This is a genomic window from Megasphaera jansseni (assembly GCF_047974155.1).
GTDB lineage: Bacteria > Bacillota > Negativicutes > Veillonellales > Megasphaeraceae > Megasphaera.
Genome location: NZ_JBHYRR010000009.1, coordinates 26,642 through 47,716 on the forward strand (window position 1 = coordinate 26,642; position 21,075 = coordinate 47,716).

Sequence of the window (21,075 nt, forward strand, 5' to 3'; positions counted from 1 at the left end):
GATACAGAAAGAGGTGTAAGTGGTGAAAGAAGGTATTCATCCGAAGTACTACCCGAATGCGAAAGTTACTTGCGCATGCGGCAATACGTTTGAAACAGGTTCTACGAAACCGGAACTGCGTGTTGAAATTTGCTCCAAATGCCATCCGTTCTTTACGGGCCAGCAGCGCGCTCAGCAGGCTCGTGGCCGTATCGAACAGTTCAATAAACGTTATGGTAAAACAGCTAAATAAGCAGCAGTACAAGTGGGCAGCAGAGCAGAAATGCTCTGCTCTATTTGTATGTACAGAAATGGAGGCAACTCTTTGAAGAAACCGAAGACGTACGTCGGCGGCCAGGCCGTCATCGAAGGGGTTATGATGCGCGGTCCTGTCAGCATTGCTACGGCAGTGCGGACGCCGTCCGGTGAAATTACTATAAAGAAAGACGCCGTTCACTCCATTACCGAACGGTATCCGATTTTGAAGAAGCCTTTTTTGCGGGGCAGTGTTGCCTTGTGTGAATCCCTGGTCTATGGTATGAAGAGCCTGTCCTATTCGGCTCAGGCTGCCGGTGAGGAAGATGAACAGTTGTCGAGTACGCAGATGGCCCTGACCATGGCCGTATCGGTCGTCTTGGCTATCGTTTTTTTCCTGGCTATCCCGACGTATGCGGCCAAGTTCATTCCCGGTGTGGCGGACAGCGCGTTCCGCCTGAACATCGTCGAAGGGGTTCTGCGCCTCGCTATATTTCTATTATATATATGGGGGATTTCCCTGACGTCGGACATCCGCCGTGTCTTTGAATACCATGGCGCCGAACACAAGACCATCTGGACGTATGAATCGGGAGAAGAACTGACCGTCGAAAATGTCAAACGCCACAGCCGCCTTCATCCGCGGTGCGGTACGAATTTCCTGCTCATCGTCATGGTCGTGTCGATTTTCGTCTTTGCCTTCCTGGGCTGGCCGAATCTCATCGAGCGCATTGCGTCCCGCGTGCTGCTCATGCCTGTCGTCGCCGGTATCAGCTATGAAATGATACGCCTCGCCGGCCGAACCCAGAATCCGGTCATTCAAGCCTTATTCCGTCCGGGACTGTGGCTCCAGTATCTGACGACGCGGGAACCCCATGCCGACCAGATCGAAGTAGCCATCGAAGCCCTCAACGCCGCCAAGCCGGCTGAGGAAGAAAGTGAATCGAACGAATTGAAATGAGGAGGAACTTATGAGCTCTTTTATGGATAAAGTACAGGCCGTAGAAAATAAATTCATGGACCTGGAACAGCAGATCAGCGACCCTTCTGTCATTGCCCGCCAGGACGAATGGCAGAAACTGACCAAGGAACACGCTTCGCTGATGCCGATTGTCGAAGCGTTCCGCAAGTACAAAGACGTTACCCACACCATTGACGGCGACAAGGAAATCATCGACGATCCCGACAGTGACAGCGACCTCATCGCCATGGCCAAGGAAGAAATGAACGGCCTGACGAAAGAACAGGCCGACCTGGAAGAACAGCTGCACATCCTCATGCTGCCCAAAGACCCGCGGGATGACAAGAACGTCATCATGGAAATCCGTGCCGGTGCCGGCGGGGATGAAGCAGCCCTCTTTGCCGGGGACTTGTTCCGCATGTACATGAAGTACATCGAAAAACAGCCGGGCTGGAAGACGAGCATCATCAGTTCCAATGCACCGGAACTGGGCGGCTTCAAGGAAGTCGTCTTTTCCGTCGAAGGCTCCGGTGTCTATGGCAAATTGAAATATGAATCGGGCGTCCATCGCGTCCAGCGCGTGCCCGTCACCGAAGCCGGCGGCCGTATCCATACGTCGACGGCGACGGTCGCCGTCCTGCCGGAAGCAGAAGACGTCGAAATCGACCTCAATATGGACGATGTCCGCGTCGACTATTTCCGCGCCTCCGGTGCCGGCGGCCAGCACGTCAATAAGACCAGTTCTGCCGTCCGCATGACCCATATCCCGACGGGGATGGTCGTCGAATGCCAGGACGAACGGTCTCAGCTGGAAAACCGTGCCAAGGCCTTGCGCGTCTTGAAAGCCCGTCTCCTCGACCAGGCCCAGCAGAAGGCCGATGCCGAATTGACCGAAGAACGGCGCAGCCAGGTCGGTACGGGCGACCGCAGCGAACGTATCCGCACATATAACTTCCCGCAGGGCCGCGTCACGGACCATCGCATCAACCTGACCCTGTACAAGCTGGACAACATCCTTAACGGCGATATCGACGAATTTATCCAGGCCCTGGCCGAAGCCCGCCGGGCTGAATTGATGAAAGAAGCCGAAGATGAATAAGATTTGGACTATCGGGGCCTTGCTGCAATGGACGCAGCAATACTTTGCCGGCAAAGGCATCGATTCGCCGCGTCTCGATGCGGAAATTCTCCTGGCTCATGTCCTGCATAAAGAGCGTATCTATCTGTATGCCCATTATGACGAACCCATGAATGGCGAAGAATTGGCAGCCTACCGGGATATGGTCAAACAGCGGGCGGAACGCTTGTCCGTAGCCCATATCCTGGGGACCAAGGCCTTCATGGGCCTCGATTTCAAGGTCAGTGAAGACGTCCTCATCCCCCGGCCGGAGACAGAAATGCTCGTCGAGACCGTCGCAGCCGCTGCCGAAGGGACGGCGCCGGCCATCATCGACCTGGGTACGGGCAGTGGGGCCATCATCCTCAGCCTGCTCCATTACCTGCCGCAGGCCACGGGGACCGGCGTCGATATTTCGCCGGCAGCCCTGGCCATTGCCGCAGACAATGGCCGGACGTTGGGACTCGACGACCGCGTGACCTGGATGGAAAGCGATTTATTGGCTCAGGTGCCGCCGGCGGCCTATGACTGGCTGGTATCGAATCCGCCCTATCTGACGCAGGCCGATATGGAACAGCTTCAGCCGGAAGTGCGCCATGACCCGCCCCTGGCCTTGTACGGCGGTGACGACGGCCTGGATTTTTATCGCCGCATCGCCCAGGACAGCCCGGCTTATGTCAAGGCTGGCGGCCATTGTGCCGTGGAAATCGGTGCCGGACAGGCCGAAGACGTGACGGCTATTTTCTGTTCCGGCGGCGCCTATGACCATGAACAGACGGTCAAGGATTATGGCGGCATTGACAGGGTCCTCGTATTTTCCAGAAAAGAGTAGAGACTATGAAACAGACGAAGCTTGTAGAAATTACGGATATAGAGAAACAAAAAGACATCCTCGAAGAAGCGGGCCAGATTATCCGCGACGGCGGCCTGGTCGTCTTTCCGACGGAAACGGTCTATGGCATCGGTGCCAATGGCCTCGATGCCGATGCCTGCCGCAGTATTTACATCGCCAAGGGCCGTCCCAGCGATAATCCGCTCATCCTGACCGTGCCCGACGAAGAAGGAGCCCGGCAGGCCGCGGCTGTCATCCCGCCGACGGCACAGAAACTCATGGATCGCTTCTGGCCGGGACCACTGACCATCGTCCTGCCACGCAAACCCATCGTGCCCGATGCGGCGACGGGAGGCCTCGATACGGTAGCCCTGCGCTGCCCGGACCACGATATCTGCCGCGCCTTCCTGCGCTGTGCCGGCGTACCCGTTGCCGGACCCAGTGCCAACCTCTCGACCCGTCCCAGCCCGACGACGGCCGAAGAAGTCATGCACGACATGGACGGGCGCGTCGATATGGTCATCGACGGCGGACCCTGCCACATCGGCGTTGAATCGACGATTGTCGAATGTAATGGCGATGACGGCGTCACCATCCTGCGTCCTGGCGGCGTCACCATCGAAATGCTCCAGGAAGTGGTGCCCCATGTCCAGCTCGATACGACGCTGGTCACGGGGAAAGGCGTCCCCAAGGCACCGGGCATGAAATACCGCCACTATGCCCCGTCGGCTCCGATGACGGTCGTCGTCGGCCCTGTCGACAAGGTGACGGAAACCCTGCAGAAATTATACGACCAGGCCAAAGCCGAAGGGAAAGTCGTCGGCTTTTTGGTCAGTGAAGAAGTCGGGGAAGCCTTTCCGCATAAGGATATGTATATCTGGGGCCGCCATGGCGATAAAGAAGCCCTGGCCAACCAGCTCTACACGGGCCTCTTGTCCTTCGACAGCGATAAAGTCGATCTCATCCTGGCCGAAGGCATCGACGATGAAGGATTAGGCCTGGCTATCATGAACCGCATGAAGAAAGCCGCCGGTGGCCATGTGGTCATCGTCGGTTAAGACTTTTCACACTATCCCGAAAGGGGTATAATAGAGCTGAATCATTCAGCATACATGGGAGGAATTGATTATGAAATTAGTACTCGGCGCCGATCACGGCGGATTTGACTTGAAAGAAAACATCAAGGAATATTTGAAAGAACAAGGCATTGAATTCACCGATTACGGCACCCTGACGGGCGAACGCTGTGATTATCCGGACATTGCCAAGAAAGTCGCTGAAGCCGTCGCTGACGGCACCTTCGACCGGGGCATCCTCGTCTGCGGCACCGGCATCGGCATCGGCATCGCTGCCAACAAAGTCCACGGCATCCGGGCAGCCCTCTGCCATGACTGCTTCTCGGCAGAATACTGCCGCCGTCATAACGACGCCAACATCCTGACCATGGGCGGCCGCGTCATCGGCCCGGGCCTGGCCAGAGAAATCGTCCGTATCTTCCTCTCCACTGGTTTTGATGGCGGCCGCCACGCTGTCCGCGTCGCCAAGATTGCAGAAATGGATAAATAGGAAAGGGGACTTCACACATGCACGTACAAGTAATGGATCATCCGCTCATTCAGCACAAAGTCACGCTCATGCGGAAAAAGGAAACAGGCTCTAAGGATTTCCGTAACCTCCTGGAAGAAATCACCATGCTCATGGGGTATGAAATCACGCGGGACCTGCCCTTGGAAGACGTCGAAATCGAAACGCCTGTCGCCAAGATGACCGGCAAGCAGATCAGCGGCAAGAAACTGGGCATCGTTCCGGTCCTGCGCGCCGGCCTGGGCATGGTACAGGGCATGCTCAACCTCATCCCGACGGCCAAAGTCGGCCACATCGGCCTCTATCGCGACCCGCAGACGCTGGAACCGGTTGAATATTACTGCAAACTGCCCGATGTAGAAGACCGCGATTTCATCATCGTCGATCCCATGCTGGCCACGGGCGGCAGTGCTTCGGCGGCCATTACGCTGCTCAAGGAAAAAGGCATCAAGAACATCAAGCTCATGTGCCTCGTCGCAGCCCCGCAGGGCGTCCAGAAAGTCAACGCCGATCATCCGGATGTCCGTATCTACGTCGCAGCCCTCGATGACAAACTCAACGACAAAGGTTACATCGTACCGGGCTTAGGCGATGCCGGCGACCGCATTTTCGGGACGAAATAATCGTTCGTCGTAGGTCGTTCATCGAAAATCAAAATCGTTTGTAGTTTATTGTAGGGGCTCGCACGTGGCGAGACCGCCCTGGAAACTGTGTGATTCTCTGCCCGGTTTACTAAGAGAATCATCCAAATTCACAACGGGTCGCCCACGTGGCGACCCCTACAGGGTAAAAAAGGGGCTGTCGCACGAAGGTTTTTGCCATCATGCGAGGCCCCTTCAACTTAAAAGTTTTTCGTTCGTAGTTCATCGTTCATCGCGATGGATTGATATTTTTAATCCCATACGACAAACGATGAACGACCTACGATCAACGTAAAAAGAGGCTGTCTTAATGCGACAGCCTCTTTTTTCAATGCGCACACGGATGAACTTTGGCGATGGCCTGTAAGTCATACGGTGTTTCCTGATAGACAATGTTCAACCAGTTATGGTAGAAGAGGTGAGCGTAGCTGCACCACGTGAAATACGGCTTTTTCGTATCGTTGTCATCAGGGTAGTAATTCTTGGGAATGGAAATGGGCAGGCCCTTTTTCTTATCCCGCAGGTATTCCTCTTCCAGGGTCCGCCGGTCGTACTCAAAGTGGCCGAGGACGAAGAAACGGCGGTGATCCGGCGTACCGATGATGTTGATGCCGTTTTCGACGGACCGTGAGAGGATGTCGAGCTGCGGCGTATTGTAGACTTGGATGTCGTTGATCGCCGTATGCCGCGACTGGGGGATGAAGTAACGGTCATCGAAGCCCCGCAGGAGGGGATGGTGCTGCTGGGTCAGCTGGTATTCAAAGATACCGAAGAGCTTGGCCGGCAGGAGGCGCTTTTCGATGCCATAGTAGTAATACAGGGCTGCCTGGGCGCCCCAGCAGAAGTGGAGCGTCGAGAAGGCATGTGTCTTAGCCCATTCAAAGTAAGTCTTCATTTCCGGCCAGTAGTCGACGGACTCAAAGGGAATCTGTTCGACCGGGGCGCCGGTGATGATGAAACCGTCGTAGTAATTATCCTTGATTTCATCGAAGACGTAATAGTTTTCTTCTAAATAAGACGGGTCGGTATGCGTGCTTTCGTGGGTTTCTGTATGGCAGAAGTCCACTTCGACCTGGAGCGGTGAATCACCGAGAAGGCGGAGAAGCTGCAACTCTGTCGGTTTCTTCAAGGGCATCAGGTTGAGGATAAGGATACGCAGCGGCCGTATGTCCTGATGGAGGGCCAGTCCCTTATCAATCGTGAAGATACCTTCTTCATGAAGTTTTTCCTTGGCGGAAAGACCGTCAGCAATTTTAATTGGCATAGTGCATTTCTCCCTTACATAAAGTCTTAGATGGTTGCCAGTGCTTTTTCAACAGCGGCGAGGAGGTCTTCGATGTTTTCGAGGCCTACGGAGATACGGATCGTGCCCGGTGTAATACCGCAGGCGCGCTGAGCTTCTTCCGAAAGCTGCTGATGCGTCGTCGAAGCCGGGTGAACGAGGAGGGACTTGGAGTCGCCGACGTTGGCCAGGTCAGAGAAGATATCCGCATTATCGATGAATTTACGGGCAGCCGTATAGCCGTCTTTCAATTCAAAGGAGAAAATCGAACCCGTTCCCTTGGGGAAGTATTTCTGAGCCAGTTTGTAGTACGGCGAGGACGGGAGGGACGGATAGTTGACTTTGGCGACTTTCGGATGATTTTCGAGGAAGTCGGCGATCTTCTGGGCGTTTGCGACGTGGCGTTCGATGCGCAGGGACAAGGATTCGAGGCCCTGGATGAGGAGCCATGCGTTGAACGGGCTGATGCATGCGCCGAGGTCGCGGAGCGCTTTGGCACGGATACGGGTTACGAAGCCGGCACCGGGGATATCCTTGGCGAAGTTGACGCCGTTGTAGGATTCATCCGGCGAAGCGAAGTCTTTGAAGCGGCCCGAACCAGCCCAGTCGAATTTACCGTTTTCAACGATGAGGCCGCCGAGGGTCGTGCCGTGGCCGCCGATGAATTTCGTAGCCGAATGGACGACGACGTCAGCGCCGTGTTCGAGCGGACGGAAGAGGAACGGCGTAGCGAAGGTGTTGTCGACGATGACCGGAAGGCCGTTATCGTGAGCGATTTTGGCGATGGCTTCAAAGTCCGGGATGTTGATGGCCGGGTTGCCGAGGCTTTCGAGGTAAATCGCTTTGGTCTTGTCGTTGATGTATTTCGCAAAGGACTGCGGGTCGTCGGGATCGGCGAAGTGCGTCGTAATGCCGAGGTGTTTGAAGGTTTCGCTGAACAGTTCGACCGTGCCGCCGTACAGCGTCGGAGCGGCGATGATTTCGTCACCGGCACCGGCGAGGTTGATGATGGAGTAGGCGATAGCTGCTGCGCCGCTGGCCGTAGCCAAACCGGCTGTGCCGCCTTCAAGGGCTGCAATACGTTTTTCCAAAACGTCCTGCGTCGGGTTGGTCAGACGGCTGTAGATATAGCCGGCATCTTTCAAAGCGAAGCGGTCTTCGGCCTGCTGCGTATCTTTGAAGACATAAGACGTCGTCTGGTAAATAGGAACGGCACGGGCACCTGTTGCCGGATCCGGTACCTGACCTGCATGCTGCTGTAACGTTTCGAATTTGTAGTTAGTGTTTTCGCTCATAATACATTTCCCCCTAATATTGTAAAAAATATATAATGTAATATAAACTTGAAAGCCTTGTAATAAAAAAAGCTTCCATCCCTAATAAGGGACGGAAGCACCGTGATACCACCCAATTTCACCCATCCTTCACAGGATGAGCCTCTTCAGGTACGCAGACAAATGAGCCTTGAATACCATAGTGCTGTAACGGGCACACCCGGATGGCCTAACTGTTCGACCAATCTGCTCGGAGTCCATCTTCCACGATCACCCTTGTATTCCCTTGCACCAAATGGGAACTCTCTGTGCCAATTCCTATCGTGTACTCTTCTCTTCATTGCAACACTATCAAGTTGTTGACGTAAGTCTACCATCAAAAAAGCACTTTGTCAAATGATTTCTGCAAAAAAGTTCTAGGCAAAGTAACGTTAAACGTTATATGTTTTGCTGTTGTTTGCAGAAAATGGTTCTGAAATTTTGACTTATCACGACAAATTACAAACCGCCAAGGGCCTGCCGCATGACGACAAGCCCTTTTTTCTTGCCCTGTGTAACGCGTTACCTATAAGAAAAGAGAGGAGAAAAAAGAAGAGGAGAAGAGAATCTTATCGGCGTGCGTACCGGTTATAGACATTTGTACAGACAGAAAAAAGTAAAAGTTCAGAAAACCTAAAGAAAAGGAGAGAGGACGCTGGAATCAGACTCAGATGCGGCGTTCCGCCGCGACAAACTCAAACTAACAACGACGCTTCGGGATGCCCTCAGCGCGTAGCGGGCCGCCCGCCGTTGCCATTCATCCAGGTAACCGTCCTGTACCTGACCGTTAGCATGTTTTGGGCGGCCCCTACGATAGCCCCAATCGGGACTTTTCTTTACGATCCGAGAGTCGCTCGAGGCGAACGGCGGACTACGACCGGCGAGGTCATCGGCTCCCAATTCGATGAACGATTTCCTGGTTGTACAAAAAAATTAAAATTTGGTACAATGAGGTCAAAAGGAGGTGTGGCCGATGAATGAAGAGATAATGCAGGATGTAAAGGAGCAGCTGGCAGGGGCGTTGGATTACGATCAAGCAGCTAAAGGGGTTTTATCGCAGAAAAAGGTGCTGGCTTATATCTTGAAACGGACGGTTCCCGAATTTGAATCGGCCAGCCTCGATGATATTGCCAATATCTACATCGAAGGGAAGCCAGAAGTCAGTACGGTTCCGGTCTCTAAGGATAAAACGAACGCGGTCCGACACGCCTTGGAGCGGCAGGATACACCGAAAATCAAAGGGGCACAGAATGAAGATAACAGCATAACGGAAGGCAGCATCGTCTTTGATATCTTGTTCCGGGCGAAGGCACCGGAAACGAATGAGCTCATTACGCTGATTATCAATGTAGAAGCACAAAAACGATTGAAACCGAAAAAGAAGACCGGAGATACCTATCCTCTATTAAAAAGAGCTGTCTATTATGCCAGCCGCTTGATTTCCTCGCAAAAAGGGACCGAATTCAGCAATAGCGACTACGATAAGATAAAGAAGGTCTATACTATTTGGATTTGCATGGAAGCCCCACAGGGAAAAAGTGCGATCAACCGCTATCAGCTGAAAGAACAGCATTTGCTGCACCGCTATAAGGAACCTTGTCAGAATTATGACCTCATGGGCATCATCTTTGTCTATCTGGGAAACAGCAAAGTCAAGGACCAGCTGATAAATCTGCTTGATTTGATGTTCAAATCGTCAAAGAACGCCAGTGAAAAGATTACAACCTTGCATAATGATTTTGGAATTGATTTGACACAAGAAGGAGAGGGGGATTTGGTAGTCATGTGCAACTTAGGAGAAGGAATATACGAAGATGGCCTGATGAAAGGCAAGCAAGAAGGATGGGAAAAAGGCAGAAGAGAAGGCAGAAAAGAAGGTAAGGAGGAAGGCAGACGAGAAGGTAAGGAAGAAGGCAGAACTGAAGGAAAACTGGAATTTGCTCTCGAACTGTTAAAGGATGGAATGGCCTTGGATAAAGTGGCAAAGTATAGCAAACTATCGTTGGCCATAATCGAAAAACTGGCCAAACAAAATAAATTGATTTAGGGCCAGTTAGCATGTTTTGGGCGGCCCCTACGATAGGCCCCGATTGGGGCTTTTCTTTACGAGCTGAGGGTCACTCGAGGCGAACGGCGGACTGCGGTCAGCGACCGATGGGGCCGTCGGCTCCCCATTCGATGAATTAGAAGAAAAAAAGCTTGACAAGGCCTGACTAAATCTGTAAAATAAATAGGTAAGCTTTTCACTTGGACTCCATTAGCCCCGGAGAAAGAGCACCAAAAGCTTGGTCAGTTAGTTAAATTCAGGGAGGAATCACACAGCATGAAAACTACATTTATGGCCAATGCAGGCAACATCGAACGCAAATGGTTTGTTGTTGATGCTGAAGGCCAGACATTAGGCCGTCTTGCTGCCGAAGTAGCTAAAATTCTTCGGGGAAAACATAAACCTACTTTTACCCCGCATGTTGATACAGGCGATTATGTAATCGTAGTAAACGCAGCAAAGGTTAAATTAACAGGTAAAAAATTAATCCAGAAAAACTATTTCCATCATTCCGGTTATCCCGGTGGAGCTAAATTCACTCAGGCCGGCCACATGCTCGAAGCACATCCGGAACGCGTTGTTGAAATGGCAGTTCGCGGTATGCTCCCGAAAAATAAATTGGGTGAACAGATGTATCGCAAACTGAACGTTTATGCAGGTGCTGAACATCCGCATCAGGCTCAGAAACCTGAAGTTTTGAAGTTAAACATTCGCTAATTAATACCGGGAGGAAGATTTCATGGCAGTAGCACAGTACTACGGCACTGGCCGTAGAAAGACATCCGTTGCTAGAGTTCGTCTGGTTCCGGGTCAGGGTAAAATCACAGTTAACAAAAAAGATTTGAACGAATATTTCGGTCGTAAAACGCTGGAATTGGTTATTAAACAGCCGCTCGTACTCACGGGTGTAACCGAACAGTACGACGTCATCGCTGACGTTAAGGGTGGCGGCCCGTCCGGCCAGGCCGGCGCAATCCGTCACGGCATCAGCCGTGCCCTTTTGGAAGTCGATGGTGATTTCCGCCAGGCTCTCAAAAAAGCTGGTTTCCTCACACGCGACCCGCGTGAAAAAGAACGCCGTAAATACGGCCTCAAGAAAGCTCGTAAAGCTTCCCAGTTCTCGAAACGTTAATATTTTTTCAAGATATTTTCGTCAAACCTATGCAATTAAAAGGGCTTGTCGCTATGCGGCAAGCCCTTTAAAGTTGTTAGTATATGGTTTTAAATTTTCAACCATCCACTACAAACTGTAAACTGCAAACTTAAAACTCCAAAAGGGGCTGTCTGAATGGGACAGCCCCTTTTTGCACTCCTCCAGCCACTAGCCCAAGCGGCCTAAAGATGTTAAAATGGATAGGAAATAAGCTGTTTGCTGTGTGAAGGGGGAATCCGCATGTTTACGTATTATATGCCGACGAAGGTATTTTTTGGAAAAGGGTGTATTGCCCAGTCTGGTGAGGTATTGGCTGACCTGGGCCGCAAGGCTTTGCTGGTTACGGGCCGTCATTCGGCGAAGGCCAATGGCTCGCAGGCTGCTGTTGTGGAAAAGCTGGATGAATTGGGGATTTCCTGGGTTCTGTTTGACGATGTCGAAAATAATCCGTCCGTAGCGACGATCCGCAAGGCCGCTGCTTTTGCCCTGGAACAGGGCGTCGATTTCGTCATCGGTATCGGCGGCGGTTCGCCTATGGATGCGGCCAAGGCCATCGCCCTGGTCTGCACCAATGATTTAGATGATGAACAGTTGTTTACGGGCCCGTACCGCAAGCCTTTGCCCATCGTCGCTGTACCGACGACGGCCGGGACGGGCAGTGAAGTGACCAAGGTCAGTGTCCTGACCAATCCCAAGGCCGGGACGAAGCAGTCCATCAATACGCCGCTTATTTTCCCGGTCTATGCCTTTGCTGACCCGGCGTTTACGGCCAGTGTGCCTGAAGCCGTTACCATTGATACGGCCGTGGATGCCTTGTCTCATGCTATCGAAGGCTATATGTCTACGGCTTCGACGCCCATGAGCGATGTCTGGGCCGAAGAAGCCATGCGCTTCCTCGGTGTCCATTTGACGGACCTCAAAGGGGATGTATCGCCTACGGTCCGCGAAGACCTGCTCTATGGGTCGACGCTGGCAGGCATTACCATCGCCCAGACGGGGACGACCATGGTCCACAGCATGGGCTATATGCTGACGTATTATAAGGGCCTCAGTCATGGCCGGGCTAATGGCCTGCTCCTGCCGGCTTATATGCGGCTGATGGAAGAAACGATGGCCGATAAGGCCGAAAAGGTCTGGGGACTTTTAGGGCTGGCCGGTGCCGATGATTTCGCGGCGCTGATGCAGGACCTCATGGGCGATACCGTCGATTTGAGTGAGGAAGAAATCAAAAAATTCGTCACCATGACCTTGCCCACCGGCGGTGTCCAGCGGACGCCGTATGCAGTCACGGCGGAATTGCTCACTCGCATTTATCAGCAGTTGGCGGTTCAATGAAAAAAACGGGCCGCCTAGCCACAGCTGTCCGTTCCAGCAACCGTCCTGCGCCTTCCGTTGGGCGGCACCTGACGGGCTGGAAAGGCTTGGGGACGGCCCCTACGAACCACTAACCACGAACCACGAACCACTATTATTATCACAGGAGGAATTTCATGGCAGAATTATTAGCCCCGGCAGGCTCTTTAGAAAATGTACTCACCGCCATTGACGCCGGTGCCGATGCCGTTTATTTTGGCGGGAAAGGCTTCAATGCCCGCAAATTTGCTCATAATCTCGACGATGCTGAAATCGGACAGGCTGTCCGGACGGCTCATTTATTTGGTGTAAAAGTCTACGTCACGGTCAACATCCTTATGGCCGACACGGAATTAGAGGCGTTGTCGGCCTATTTGCAGCTCCTCGACTCATTCGACGTCGATGGCATCATCGTCCAGGACCTGGCCGTAGCGGCCCTGGCCCGGAAAGTCGCGCCGAATCTGCCCCTCCATGGCAGTACGCAGATGACTGTGGCCGACTTGGACGGTGTCCGCTTCCTCGAGGCCAATGGCTTTACCCAGGCCGTTTTGTCCCGCGAGTTGTCGGCGCAGGAAATCCGCTTCATCTGTTCCCAGTCGTCCATTCCCATTGAAGTTTTCATCCACGGCGCGTCGTGCATGGCCTATTCCGGCCAGTGCCTGATGAGTAGTTTCCTCGGCGGCCGCAGCGGCAACCGAGGCGCCTGCGCCCAGCCATGCCGTCAGCCCTATACGCTGCTCTGCGATGGCGAACCTGTCATGAAACACGAGGCCTATGTTCTCAGCCTGAAGGATTTGAAATCCCTCGATTATATCGACGACTTGCTCGATGCCGGCGTCACGTCCTTTAAAATCGAAGGCCGCATGAAAGGCGATACTTATGTCCGGACCGTCGTTTCGGCGTACCGCAAGGTTATCGACGCCCATTACCAGAGCCCGCAGCAGCGCAAGGCGGCGCACCGCGAAGCGGCAGCCCTCCTGGAAGGGGCCTTTAACCGCAGTTATCAGGCCGATTTCCTGGGGAATTCTGTCAGCCGCCGCACGTTGACCGAACGCAATCCATCGGGGCGGCAGACGGCTGACGACGTCGCCGGCGGCCTGACCCGGAAACTTTCTATCTACGGCCACGTCGATACGGACGATCAAGGGAACCTGCGCCTGACAGTGTGGGATGAAAATGGCCATACCGCAGCGGCTGCAGCCGATTTCCAGCCCGAACCGGCCCGCCAGCGTCCGGCCACGGCCGATTATGTCCGCGGCCAGCTCAGCCGCTTGGGCGATACGCCGTTTACCCTGGCCGATGTAACACTGTGGGACGAAACGCGCATGATCCCGGCCAGTGTCCTCAACGGCCTGCGCCGTGAAGCCGTACAGGCTTTGACGGACAATATCTTAGCCGATTATCCGCGGCCGGCAGCCGGGAAGATTCCGGAACGGCAGGCTCCGAATCGGCAGCTGGGAGACGGGGACGCTATGCAGCTCGTCGTCCGCTGTGACAGCGTCGACGGTGTCGTAGCGGCGGCAGACCATGGAGCCGATGTCATTATCTTTGGCGGCGAATCGTATCATCACCATCCCTTTGGCACCAAGGGATGGCAGGCCGCCGTCCAGGCCGCCCATGAACAGGGCGCTGCCTTATGGGCCGGTACACCGCGGATCGTCCGCGAAGAAAACCGGCTGGTCGTCCAGAACGAATTGGAACGGGCCATTACGGCCGGTGTCGATGGCATCTATGCCGGGGCCATGGCCGTTTTTGCCATGATAGCTGATTTGAATATTACCGTGCCCGTCCGGGCCGATTGGTCCCTCAATATTTTCAACAGCCAGGCCGCCCGGACCTATGCATCCTTAGGCTGTACGGCCATTACGGCGTCGGTCGAAGCGACGCTGCGCCAGCTGAAAGAAATGGTCCGTCAGAGCGGCTGTCCTATCGAAGCCGTCGTCCAGGGCCGGGCGGAAATGATGGTCACGGAATCGTGCGTCATTTCGTCCTTTGCCGGCAAGGGGCAGAAAAAAGGCTGTCCCGGCGTCTGCAACCGCGGTGCTTATGCCCTGCGCGACCGTCGGGGGGAAACGTTCCCTGTCGTCACCGACCAGTATTGCCGCAACCACATCCTCAACAGCCGGGATCTGGATATGGCGCCGTACTATAAAGACCTGCACCGTGCCGGTATCGCTGCCATCCGCATCGAAGGCCGCGGCCGCACGCCGCAGTGGATCAGCCAGCAGGTCAGCCGTTACCGCCGCCTCTGTGACGGCACGGAAACGATGCTTTTAGGCAAGGAAGACCAGACCGTGACGCGCGGCCATTTCTTCCACGGAATCTTATAATAACAGGAGTAATGCCATTTATGAATAAAAGAAGTATGAGGATTTTGGGATTCTACCAGGTCCAGAACATGCTGGTCCGCCTGGCCCCGTCACGGTTGTCTAAAGAAATCGCCCGCCGCCTGCGGCCGGTGAACGACGGCGACGTCATTGAAAAGAACCTGACCGATACGGAAGAGGCCGTCCGCTGTATGCAGACGGAAACGAGTACGCCCTTCGGCGGCATCGTCGATATCCGTCCGTCCCTGGAAAAGGCCAAGCGCGAAGTGACGCTGGATTCCCATGAATGTATCGACATCTGGAATAACCTTCAGCATTATGGGGAAATCCGGGCGTTCTTCGCCGACCGGGTCGCTGAATATCCCCAGTTGGCTGAACAGGCGGAAGTCATCGGTGATTTTTCCCAGCTTTCTCATTCTTTTGCCACCGTCTTTGACAACAACCGGCAGATCCGGGACAATGCATCGCCGGAACTGATGCGCCTGCGCAGCCGTATCGTCGAACTGGAACGGCAGACGAAGCGCTATGTCAATAATGTCCTGCAGAATAAGGAATACCAGAAGTATTTCCAGGATGCCCTGGTCACGGTGCGCAACAACCGCTATGTCATCCCGATTAAACAGGAATACCGCCATGCTTTTCCAGGCATCGTCCACGACACGTCAGCCAGTGGCTCGACGCTTTATGTCGAACCGTTGGCCATCGTCAATGCCAATAACGACTTACAGGCCGCCCGCATTGGTGAAACGAAGGAAATCGAACGCATTTTCCGCCGCCTGACGGCTAAAGTACAGCAGCAGTACAGCGATTTGTACGACAGCACGAAATGTGTCGGCCAGCTGGAATTCGCCTTTGCCAAGGCCCAGCTGGCTTTGAAGATGAAGGCCTGCCGTCCGGCTATTTCCAAGACGCGGGAAATCAAGCTCATCCAGGCCCGCCATCCCCTCATCGACGCCAAGCACGTCGTACCGAATACCATCGTCATCGGCGGCGATTACCGTATCCTGCTCATTACCGGTTCCAACACCGGCGGCAAGACCGTTTCCATGAAGACCCTGGGCCTTTTGGTCCTCATGCACCAGGCCGGCCTGTTCATCCCCGTCGGCGAATCGTCGGAACTGCCGGTCTTCCGCGATGTCTTTTCGGATATCGGCGACGAACAGGATATTTCTCAGAACCTGAGTACCTTCTCCAGTCATATGAAGCAGCTCATCTATATCCTCAAGCACTGCGGACCGGATGATCTCATCCTGGCCGACGAACTCGGTTCGGGGACGGACCCGGCCGAAGGCAGCGCCATCGCCATTGCCATCCTCGACGCCTTTTATCAGAAGGGGTCGTATGTCATGGTCACGACCCATTACAACGACCTCAAGAATTATGCCTATAATACGCCGGGCATCGAAAACGGCCACGTCGAATTCGATATGGAAACGCTGAAACCGACGTACAAGCTGCGCATCGGCTCAGCTGGCAGTTCCCATGCTTTCAGTATCAGTGAACGACTGGGCATGCCCAGGGATATCCTGGAAAAAGCCAAAGACCTGCGCAGCAAGGCCCAGGACATGGATATGGAAAAAGTCCTGACTCAGCTCAATGCCCAGGCCAAAAAGATGGACGAAGAACAGGCGGAACTGGAATACCGTTTGCGAGAAGCCCGGAAACTGGAAGACGATTTGCGCAAAGAAAAGGATAAGGTCACGTCGAAGCGGCAGGATATCATCGACGCCAGCCGCCGCGATGCCGTCGATCTCAAGCGCAACCTCCGCGTGGAAGCCGAAAAGATCATCCGCGAACTGAAGGCCCAGTCCAAGGAGGGGACGGACCGGGAAAAGGCCAAGGCCATCGACAAGGCCCGCCGGGCTATCCAGCAGATTTCCCTGCCGGAAGCGGAAAAACCCCAGCGCGATCCCGTTGACCTGTCGAAGCTGAAAGTCGGCCAGCAGGTCTTCGTCAACGACCTGGACAGCGTCGGTACGGTCGAAGACATCGGCAGCAAGCAGCTGACCGTCTCTGTCCGGGGCATGACGGTCCGCGTCAAGTTCAAGGATGTCAGTGCGCCGTACCTCGACGAATTGAAGAAAGAACAGCAGGCGGAAAAGAAAGCCGCAGCGGCTTCTTCGTACCGGCCTATCCGCACGTCCAGCGTAGCGACGGAATTGAACATCATCGGCAAGACCTTCAGCGAAGCCCTGCCGGACGTCGAACGCTTCCTCGACCAGGCCCTGGCTGCCGGCTTCAGCCCGGTCAAGATCATCCACGGCAAGGGCAGCGGCGCCCTGCGCCGTCAGATCCACGCCTTCCTCGACGACCAGCCTTTCGTCAAGAAATACCAGCTCGACGACGTAGACGGCGGCGGTGCCGGCGTCACCCTGGTCTATTTCTAAGGGAAGGGGGGACTGTCGCACGAAGGTTTTTGCCATCATGCAAGACCCCTCTTACTTTATAGTTTGTAGTATGGAAGTTTGGAGTTTGTAGGGGCCGCCCGTGGGCGGCCCGTTAGGGATTTGGGTGATTCTTCTAGCAAACTGATTGGTAACTCAGACATATCCCAGAGCGGGCGCCCCACGGGGCGCCCCTACAGAAAAAGGCGCTGTCTTCATGCGACAGCGCCTTTTTCTCATTTCTTGAATTTTAAATAGAGTCCGTAGATGATGCAGACGACGGCGGCAAAGACGATGCAGCCGATGACTTGTCCGAAATTGACCATGTGCTCACCTTCTTAGTGCTGGTACAGGAAGGATGCCGTCATAGCCAGGTACGATTCGCCCTGGTAGTTGGGGAAGGCTTCTTTGACGCGCTGCTGGAATTCGTCTTTCATTATTACAATAAAACTATAACACGTTTACTATGTAATATCAAGAGTTACATATTGACAGGTTGATTTTTCTGTAACGTCATCTTTGCCTACCATACGCAATGCACCCTGCGCGACACCGGCGAAGACTACGGCATCGAAGGCCTGGAAACACAGGTCCTGCGCAAAATAGGGGGTGCATGGAAGCTCCAGCACGTCCATTATTCTAAATAGGGGGTGTTGCAGGAAGGGCTTTTGCCATCATGCGTAGTCCCTTAGCGGTATAGTTTGTAGTACGGAGTTTGTAGTTTGCAGAAAAAAACTTTAAATTTAAAGCTAACCGCTAGCTGCTAACGGCGAATCCCTAAAAAGGGAGTGTTGCAGGAAGTTTTTTTGCCATCATGCGCAAGTATAGTTTGTAGTACGGAGTTTGTAGTTTGCAGAGAACCCCTTTTCAATTTAAAGCTAACTGCTAGCTGCTAACGGCTAATCCCTAAAAAGGGCTGTCGCACGAAGGTTTTTGCCATCATGCGCAGGTAGAGTTTGTAGTATGGAGTTTGTAGTTTGCAGAGCAACCCCTTTAAATTCAAAGCCAACCGCTAGCCGCTATCTGCGAATGGCTAATCCCTAAAAAGGAGTTGTTGCAGGAAGGTTGTTACCATCATGCGCAGGTAGAGTTTGTAGTTTGCAGAGAAAACCCTTAAATTTAAAACTGTTCACTGCAAACTGAATACGCAAAAAGGCTGTCTTCATCGGACAGCCTCTTTTTTCATGTAATAAAAAAAGTTACACTAATTTCCTGAAAAGGGTTGACGGGAACGATGTAATATGATATATTACAACTATCCTAATTGTAACCGAAACAATTACGATAAAGAAAACTTCTATCCCTATCCATATGAATAGCGCTGTGCGCAGAAAGGTTGGTTTACTATGAATAAGAAAATTGCTGTTGTCGCTGCTGGTGGTCGTGTTTCTCGTCTGGTTATTTCCGAAGCGGTCCGCCGCGGTTTCGATGTCACGGCTTTTGCACGCAAGGCTGAAAACATGACCGATGCCCAGCATTATGTACAGAAAGATATCCTCGATTTGACGGCTGCTGATTTGGCCGGTTTCGATGCCGTCGTCGACGGCTTCGGCGCCTGGACGCCGGAAACGCTGCCTGCTTATATGACGACGACGGAACATCTCTGCCAGATTCTCAGTGGTACTCCTGTCCGCCTGCTCATCGTCGGCGGTGCCGGTTCGTTGTTCACCAATAAAGAACATACGACAGTCCTGGCCGAAGCACCGGATTTCCCGGACGCTTTTAAACCGTTGGCAGCGGCAGCTGCCGAAGTGCTGCAGGCTATGCGTCATCATGACGACGTCAAATGGACCTATGTCAGCCCGGCTGCGGATTTCCAGGCCGACGGCGAACGGACGGGGAAATATATCCTCGGCGGCGAAGAACTGACGTTGAACAGCCGCAACGAATCGATTATTTCCTATGCCGACTATGCCATCGCCATGGTCGATGAAATCGAAAAGGGTCATCACATCAATCAGCGCATCAGCGTTGTCCGGGCATAAGTCTTATTTCCAGGGAAGGAGGTGCTGGGAATGGAAGCCATTCAACAGCTCAAACAGGCTCTTCAAGAAGCTTCGGCTGTCGTCATCGGTGCCGGTTCGGGCCTTTCGACGGCAGCGGGCCTGACGTATTCCGGCGGACGGTTCCAGCGTTACTTTTCCGATTTCATCAGGAAATACGGTATTCGTGACATGTATTCCGGCGGTTTTTTCCCCTTTGTCAATGGGAATGAATATTGGGCCTGGTGGAGCCGGGTCATCTACCTCAACCGCTACGTCCCGGCACCTACGGACGTGTATCCGCGCTTGTACGAATTGGTACGGCATAGCGATTACTTCGTCCTGACGACCAATGTGGACCATCAGTTCCAAAAGGCCGGCTTCGACAAGCAGCGGCTGTTCTACACGCAGGGAGACTACGGCCTGTTCCAGGCCAGACACCCGCTGACGGCCCGGACCTATGATAATGAAGCGGCCATCGTCGCCATGATGCGGGCCCAGGGATTTGTCTATGATGAAAACCGGTATCTCGTGCCGCCTGAAGAGGGGAACGTATCGATGCAGGTCCCGACGGCCCTGCTGCCGCGCTGCCCGGAAGACGGGCAGGACATGGTGCCCAACCTGCGCTGTGACGACACGTTCGTCGAAGATGCCGGCTGGAAGGCTGCAGCCCGCCGGTATCAGCAGTTCCTGCAGGAACACCAGCAGGGACGCGTGCTGTATTTGGAATTAGGCGTCGGCATGAATACGCCGGGAATCATCAAGATTCCCTTCTGGCAGTATACGCAGGCCAATCCGCAGGCTGTCTACGCCTGTGTCAATGCCAGCGATGCCCGCAGCCCGGAATGGATCCGGCCGCAGGCCATCGCTGTCGAACGGGACATTGCCGACGTATTGACGGAACTGGAAGGGGGAAGGGTGTCATGAATCGTCAGGAACAACTTGCTTTTTTGATTCACCAGCTCCAGCAGGAAATGCCGGAATACGCTTCTTATGACGTTCCCCGAGGGGAAGCGCAGGCGTTCCAGCTCTACCGAGCCCTGTGCAACGTCCGCCAGCCGGGGAAACACGTGCCGTCGCCGCAGTTCCTGGCTGTCGAAGCCGACGTGCTCCAGGGGCTGACGCGGGAAAAGGGGATTACCGACGGCCGCCATCTGCCGGCCGTCCCCGGCCAGGCACATTGCCATCTCTGGCAGGGCGATATCACGGCGCTGGCCGTCGATGCCATCGTCAATGCGGCCAATGACCAGCTCCTGGGCTGTTTCCGGCCGCTGCACTCGTGCATCGACAACCAGATTCATACCATGGCCGGCGTAGCCCTGCGGGAACGCTGCTTTGCCCTGATGCAGGAACAGGGCCATGCCGAAGCGGCGGGACAGGCGAAAATCACGCCGGCTTACAACCTGCCCTGCCGCTACGTCCTGCATACTGTCGGCCCCATCGTCCGGGGTCCCCTGACCGACAAGGCCTGTGCCCAGCTGGCTTCGTGCTATCGGAGCTGCCTCGATTTGGCCGCTGCCAAGGGCTGCCATTCCCTGGCCTTCTGCTGCATCTCGACGGGGGTCTTCGGATTTCCTAAAAAAGAAGCGGCTCACGTTGCCGTCACTACGGTATCGCAGTGGCTGGCGCAACATGAGCCGATTGAAGTCATCTTCAACGTCTTTACAGAAGAAGATTATAGGATATATAAACGAGAACTGGCAGCGGAGCTGCCGTAGGTCGTAGGTCGTTCGTCGAAATATGGGCGCCACGAACTATTTTGAGTTTTAAGTTTGTAGTTTTTAGTTTGCAGTACATGGTAAAAAATTTAAAACCATCTCCTACAAACTACAAACTCTGTACTACAAACTATAAAGTAAAAGGCC

At 53.9% G+C, this 21,075-nt stretch carries 18 protein-coding genes and 1 other annotated feature; of the genes, 16 read left to right on the forward strand and 2 right to left on the reverse strand.

Annotation, left to right across the window (positions count from 1 at the left end; all coding sequences use genetic code 11):
* Window positions 1-22 precede the first annotated feature (22 nt).
* From rpmE to upp, 7 genes are all read left to right on the forward strand, one after another.
* Window positions 23-232 (forward strand): 50S ribosomal protein L31, encoded by a 210-nt coding sequence (rpmE, locus tag ACE418_RS04990; protein WP_014017132.1) that lies wholly within the window; start codon window positions 23-25, stop codon window positions 230-232.
* Window positions 233-304: 72 nt separating this feature from the next.
* Entirely contained in the window at window positions 305-1,195 is an 891-nt protein-coding gene (locus ACE418_RS04995; RefSeq protein ID WP_416449579.1) for a DUF1385 domain-containing protein, read from the forward strand.
* 10 nt (window positions 1,196-1,205) lie between these two features.
* A complete protein-coding gene (gene prfA / locus ACE418_RS05000) occupies window positions 1,206-2,294 on the forward strand; it encodes a peptide chain release factor 1 (protein WP_416449580.1) in 1,089 nt (362 codons plus the stop codon).
* Window positions 2,287-3,144 (forward strand): peptide chain release factor N(5)-glutamine methyltransferase, encoded by an 858-nt coding sequence (prmC, locus tag ACE418_RS05005; RefSeq protein WP_416449581.1) that lies wholly within the window; start codon window positions 2,287-2,289, stop codon window positions 3,142-3,144. Before prfA ends, prmC begins: the two co-directional genes overlap by 8 nt.
* Before the next feature lie 5 nt (window positions 3,145-3,149).
* Window positions 3,150-4,202 (forward strand): L-threonylcarbamoyladenylate synthase, encoded by a 1,053-nt coding sequence (locus ACE418_RS05010; RefSeq protein ID WP_416449582.1) that lies wholly within the window; start codon window positions 3,150-3,152, stop codon window positions 4,200-4,202.
* Window positions 4,203-4,272: 70 nt separating this feature from the next.
* The gene (gene rpiB / locus ACE418_RS05015; protein WP_014017127.1) at window positions 4,273-4,710 is read left to right on the forward strand and encodes a ribose 5-phosphate isomerase B; all 438 of its coding nucleotides are present in this window, start codon (window positions 4,273-4,275) and stop codon (window positions 4,708-4,710) included.
* A gap of 17 nt (window positions 4,711-4,727) precedes the next feature.
* Window positions 4,728-5,351, forward strand: coding sequence for a uracil phosphoribosyltransferase (gene upp, locus ACE418_RS05020; RefSeq protein ID WP_298590636.1), 624 nt, complete (start codon window positions 4,728-4,730; stop codon window positions 5,349-5,351).
* A gap of 346 nt (window positions 5,352-5,697) precedes the next feature.
* On the opposite strand, the gene ACE418_RS05025 is transcribed toward upp, so the two are convergent.
* Both ACE418_RS05025 and ACE418_RS05030 read right to left on the reverse strand, forming a co-directional pair.
* Window positions 5,698-6,633: a homoserine O-succinyltransferase gene (locus ACE418_RS05025; protein WP_416449583.1), complete on the reverse strand. Its 936-nt coding sequence runs from the start codon at window positions 6,631-6,633 to the stop codon at window positions 5,698-5,700.
* A 26-nt stretch (window positions 6,634-6,659) separates the two neighbouring features.
* The gene (locus tag ACE418_RS05030; protein ID WP_416449584.1) at window positions 6,660-7,946 is read right to left on the reverse strand and encodes an O-acetylhomoserine aminocarboxypropyltransferase/cysteine synthase family protein; all 1,287 of its coding nucleotides are present in this window, start codon (window positions 7,944-7,946) and stop codon (window positions 6,660-6,662) included.
* Between the two features lie 84 nt (window positions 7,947-8,030).
* Window positions 8,031-8,275 (reverse strand) — a binding site (T-box leader).
* A 662-nt stretch (window positions 8,276-8,937) separates the two neighbouring features.
* Between ACE418_RS05030 and ACE418_RS05035 the strand changes: the two genes are divergently transcribed.
* The 9 genes from ACE418_RS05035 to ACE418_RS05075 all read left to right on the forward strand — a co-directional run bounded on the left by ACE418_RS05035 (window position 8,938) and on the right by ACE418_RS05075 (window position 20,928).
* Window positions 8,938-10,011, forward strand: coding sequence for a hypothetical protein (locus ACE418_RS05035; protein ID WP_416449585.1), 1,074 nt, complete (start codon window positions 8,938-8,940; stop codon window positions 10,009-10,011).
* A gap of 276 nt (window positions 10,012-10,287) precedes the next feature.
* Window positions 10,288-10,728 (forward strand): 50S ribosomal protein L13, encoded by a 441-nt coding sequence (gene rplM, locus ACE418_RS05040; protein WP_416449586.1) that lies wholly within the window; start codon window positions 10,288-10,290, stop codon window positions 10,726-10,728.
* A gap of 22 nt (window positions 10,729-10,750) precedes the next feature.
* Window positions 10,751-11,143, forward strand: coding sequence for a 30S ribosomal protein S9 (rpsI, locus tag ACE418_RS05045; protein WP_416449587.1), 393 nt, complete (start codon window positions 10,751-10,753; stop codon window positions 11,141-11,143).
* 261 nt (window positions 11,144-11,404) lie between these two features.
* Complete coding sequence (locus tag ACE418_RS05050) at window positions 11,405-12,499, forward strand: iron-containing alcohol dehydrogenase family protein (protein ID WP_416449588.1); 1,095 nt, start codon at window positions 11,405-11,407, stop codon at window positions 12,497-12,499.
* Between the two features lie 155 nt (window positions 12,500-12,654).
* Window positions 12,655-14,847, forward strand: coding sequence for a DUF3656 domain-containing U32 family peptidase (locus tag ACE418_RS05055; protein ID WP_416449589.1), 2,193 nt, complete (start codon window positions 12,655-12,657; stop codon window positions 14,845-14,847).
* A 20-nt stretch (window positions 14,848-14,867) separates the two neighbouring features.
* Entirely contained in the window at window positions 14,868-17,231 is a 2,364-nt protein-coding gene (locus ACE418_RS05060; RefSeq protein WP_416449590.1) for an endonuclease MutS2, read from the forward strand.
* A 1,343-nt stretch (window positions 17,232-18,574) separates the two neighbouring features.
* On the forward strand, window positions 18,575-19,213 hold the full coding sequence (locus tag ACE418_RS05065; RefSeq protein WP_416449591.1) for an NAD(P)-dependent oxidoreductase: 639 nt from the start codon (window positions 18,575-18,577) through the stop codon (window positions 19,211-19,213).
* A gap of 30 nt (window positions 19,214-19,243) precedes the next feature.
* Complete coding sequence (locus ACE418_RS05070) at window positions 19,244-20,137, forward strand: SIR2 family NAD-dependent protein deacylase (protein WP_416449592.1); 894 nt, start codon at window positions 19,244-19,246, stop codon at window positions 20,135-20,137.
* Entirely contained in the window at window positions 20,134-20,928 is a 795-nt protein-coding gene (locus tag ACE418_RS05075; RefSeq protein ID WP_416449593.1) for a protein-ADP-ribose hydrolase, read from the forward strand. Before ACE418_RS05070 ends, ACE418_RS05075 begins: the two co-directional genes overlap by 4 nt.
* Window positions 20,929-21,075: the final 147 nt, after the last annotated feature.

Bases quoted from the DNA above. Each gene is read 5' to 3' on its own strand.
- prfA (WP_416449580.1), top strand. From the start codon at position 1,206: ATGAGCTCTTTTATGGATAAAGTACAGGCCGTAGAAAATAAATTCATG.
- prmC (WP_416449581.1), top strand. From the start codon at position 2,287: ATGAATAAGATTTGGACTATCGGGGCCTTGCTGCAATGGACGCAGCAA.
- ACE418_RS05010 (WP_416449582.1), top strand. From the start codon at position 3,150: ATGAAACAGACGAAGCTTGTAGAAATTACGGATATAGAGAAACAAAAA.
- rpiB (WP_014017127.1), top strand. From the start codon at position 4,273: ATGAAATTAGTACTCGGCGCCGATCACGGCGGATTTGACTTGAAAGAA.
- upp (WP_298590636.1), top strand. From the start codon at position 4,728: ATGCACGTACAAGTAATGGATCATCCGCTCATTCAGCACAAAGTCACG.
- ACE418_RS05025 (WP_416449583.1), bottom strand. From the start codon at position 6,633: ATGCCAATTAAAATTGCTGACGGTCTTTCCGCCAAGGAAAAACTTCAT.
- ACE418_RS05030 (WP_416449584.1), bottom strand. From the start codon at position 7,946: ATGAGCGAAAACACTAACTACAAATTCGAAACGTTACAGCAGCATGCA.
- ACE418_RS05035 (WP_416449585.1), top strand. From the start codon at position 8,938: ATGAATGAAGAGATAATGCAGGATGTAAAGGAGCAGCTGGCAGGGGCG.
- rplM (WP_416449586.1), top strand. From the start codon at position 10,288: ATGAAAACTACATTTATGGCCAATGCAGGCAACATCGAACGCAAATGG.
- rpsI (WP_416449587.1), top strand. From the start codon at position 10,751: ATGGCAGTAGCACAGTACTACGGCACTGGCCGTAGAAAGACATCCGTT.
- ACE418_RS05050 (WP_416449588.1), top strand. From the start codon at position 11,405: ATGTTTACGTATTATATGCCGACGAAGGTATTTTTTGGAAAAGGGTGT.
- ACE418_RS05055 (WP_416449589.1), top strand. From the start codon at position 12,655: ATGGCAGAATTATTAGCCCCGGCAGGCTCTTTAGAAAATGTACTCACC.
- ACE418_RS05060 (WP_416449590.1), top strand. From the start codon at position 14,868: ATGAATAAAAGAAGTATGAGGATTTTGGGATTCTACCAGGTCCAGAAC.
- ACE418_RS05065 (WP_416449591.1), top strand. From the start codon at position 18,575: ATGAATAAGAAAATTGCTGTTGTCGCTGCTGGTGGTCGTGTTTCTCGT.
- ACE418_RS05070 (WP_416449592.1), top strand. From the start codon at position 19,244: ATGGAAGCCATTCAACAGCTCAAACAGGCTCTTCAAGAAGCTTCGGCT.
- ACE418_RS05075 (WP_416449593.1), top strand. From the start codon at position 20,134: ATGAATCGTCAGGAACAACTTGCTTTTTTGATTCACCAGCTCCAGCAG.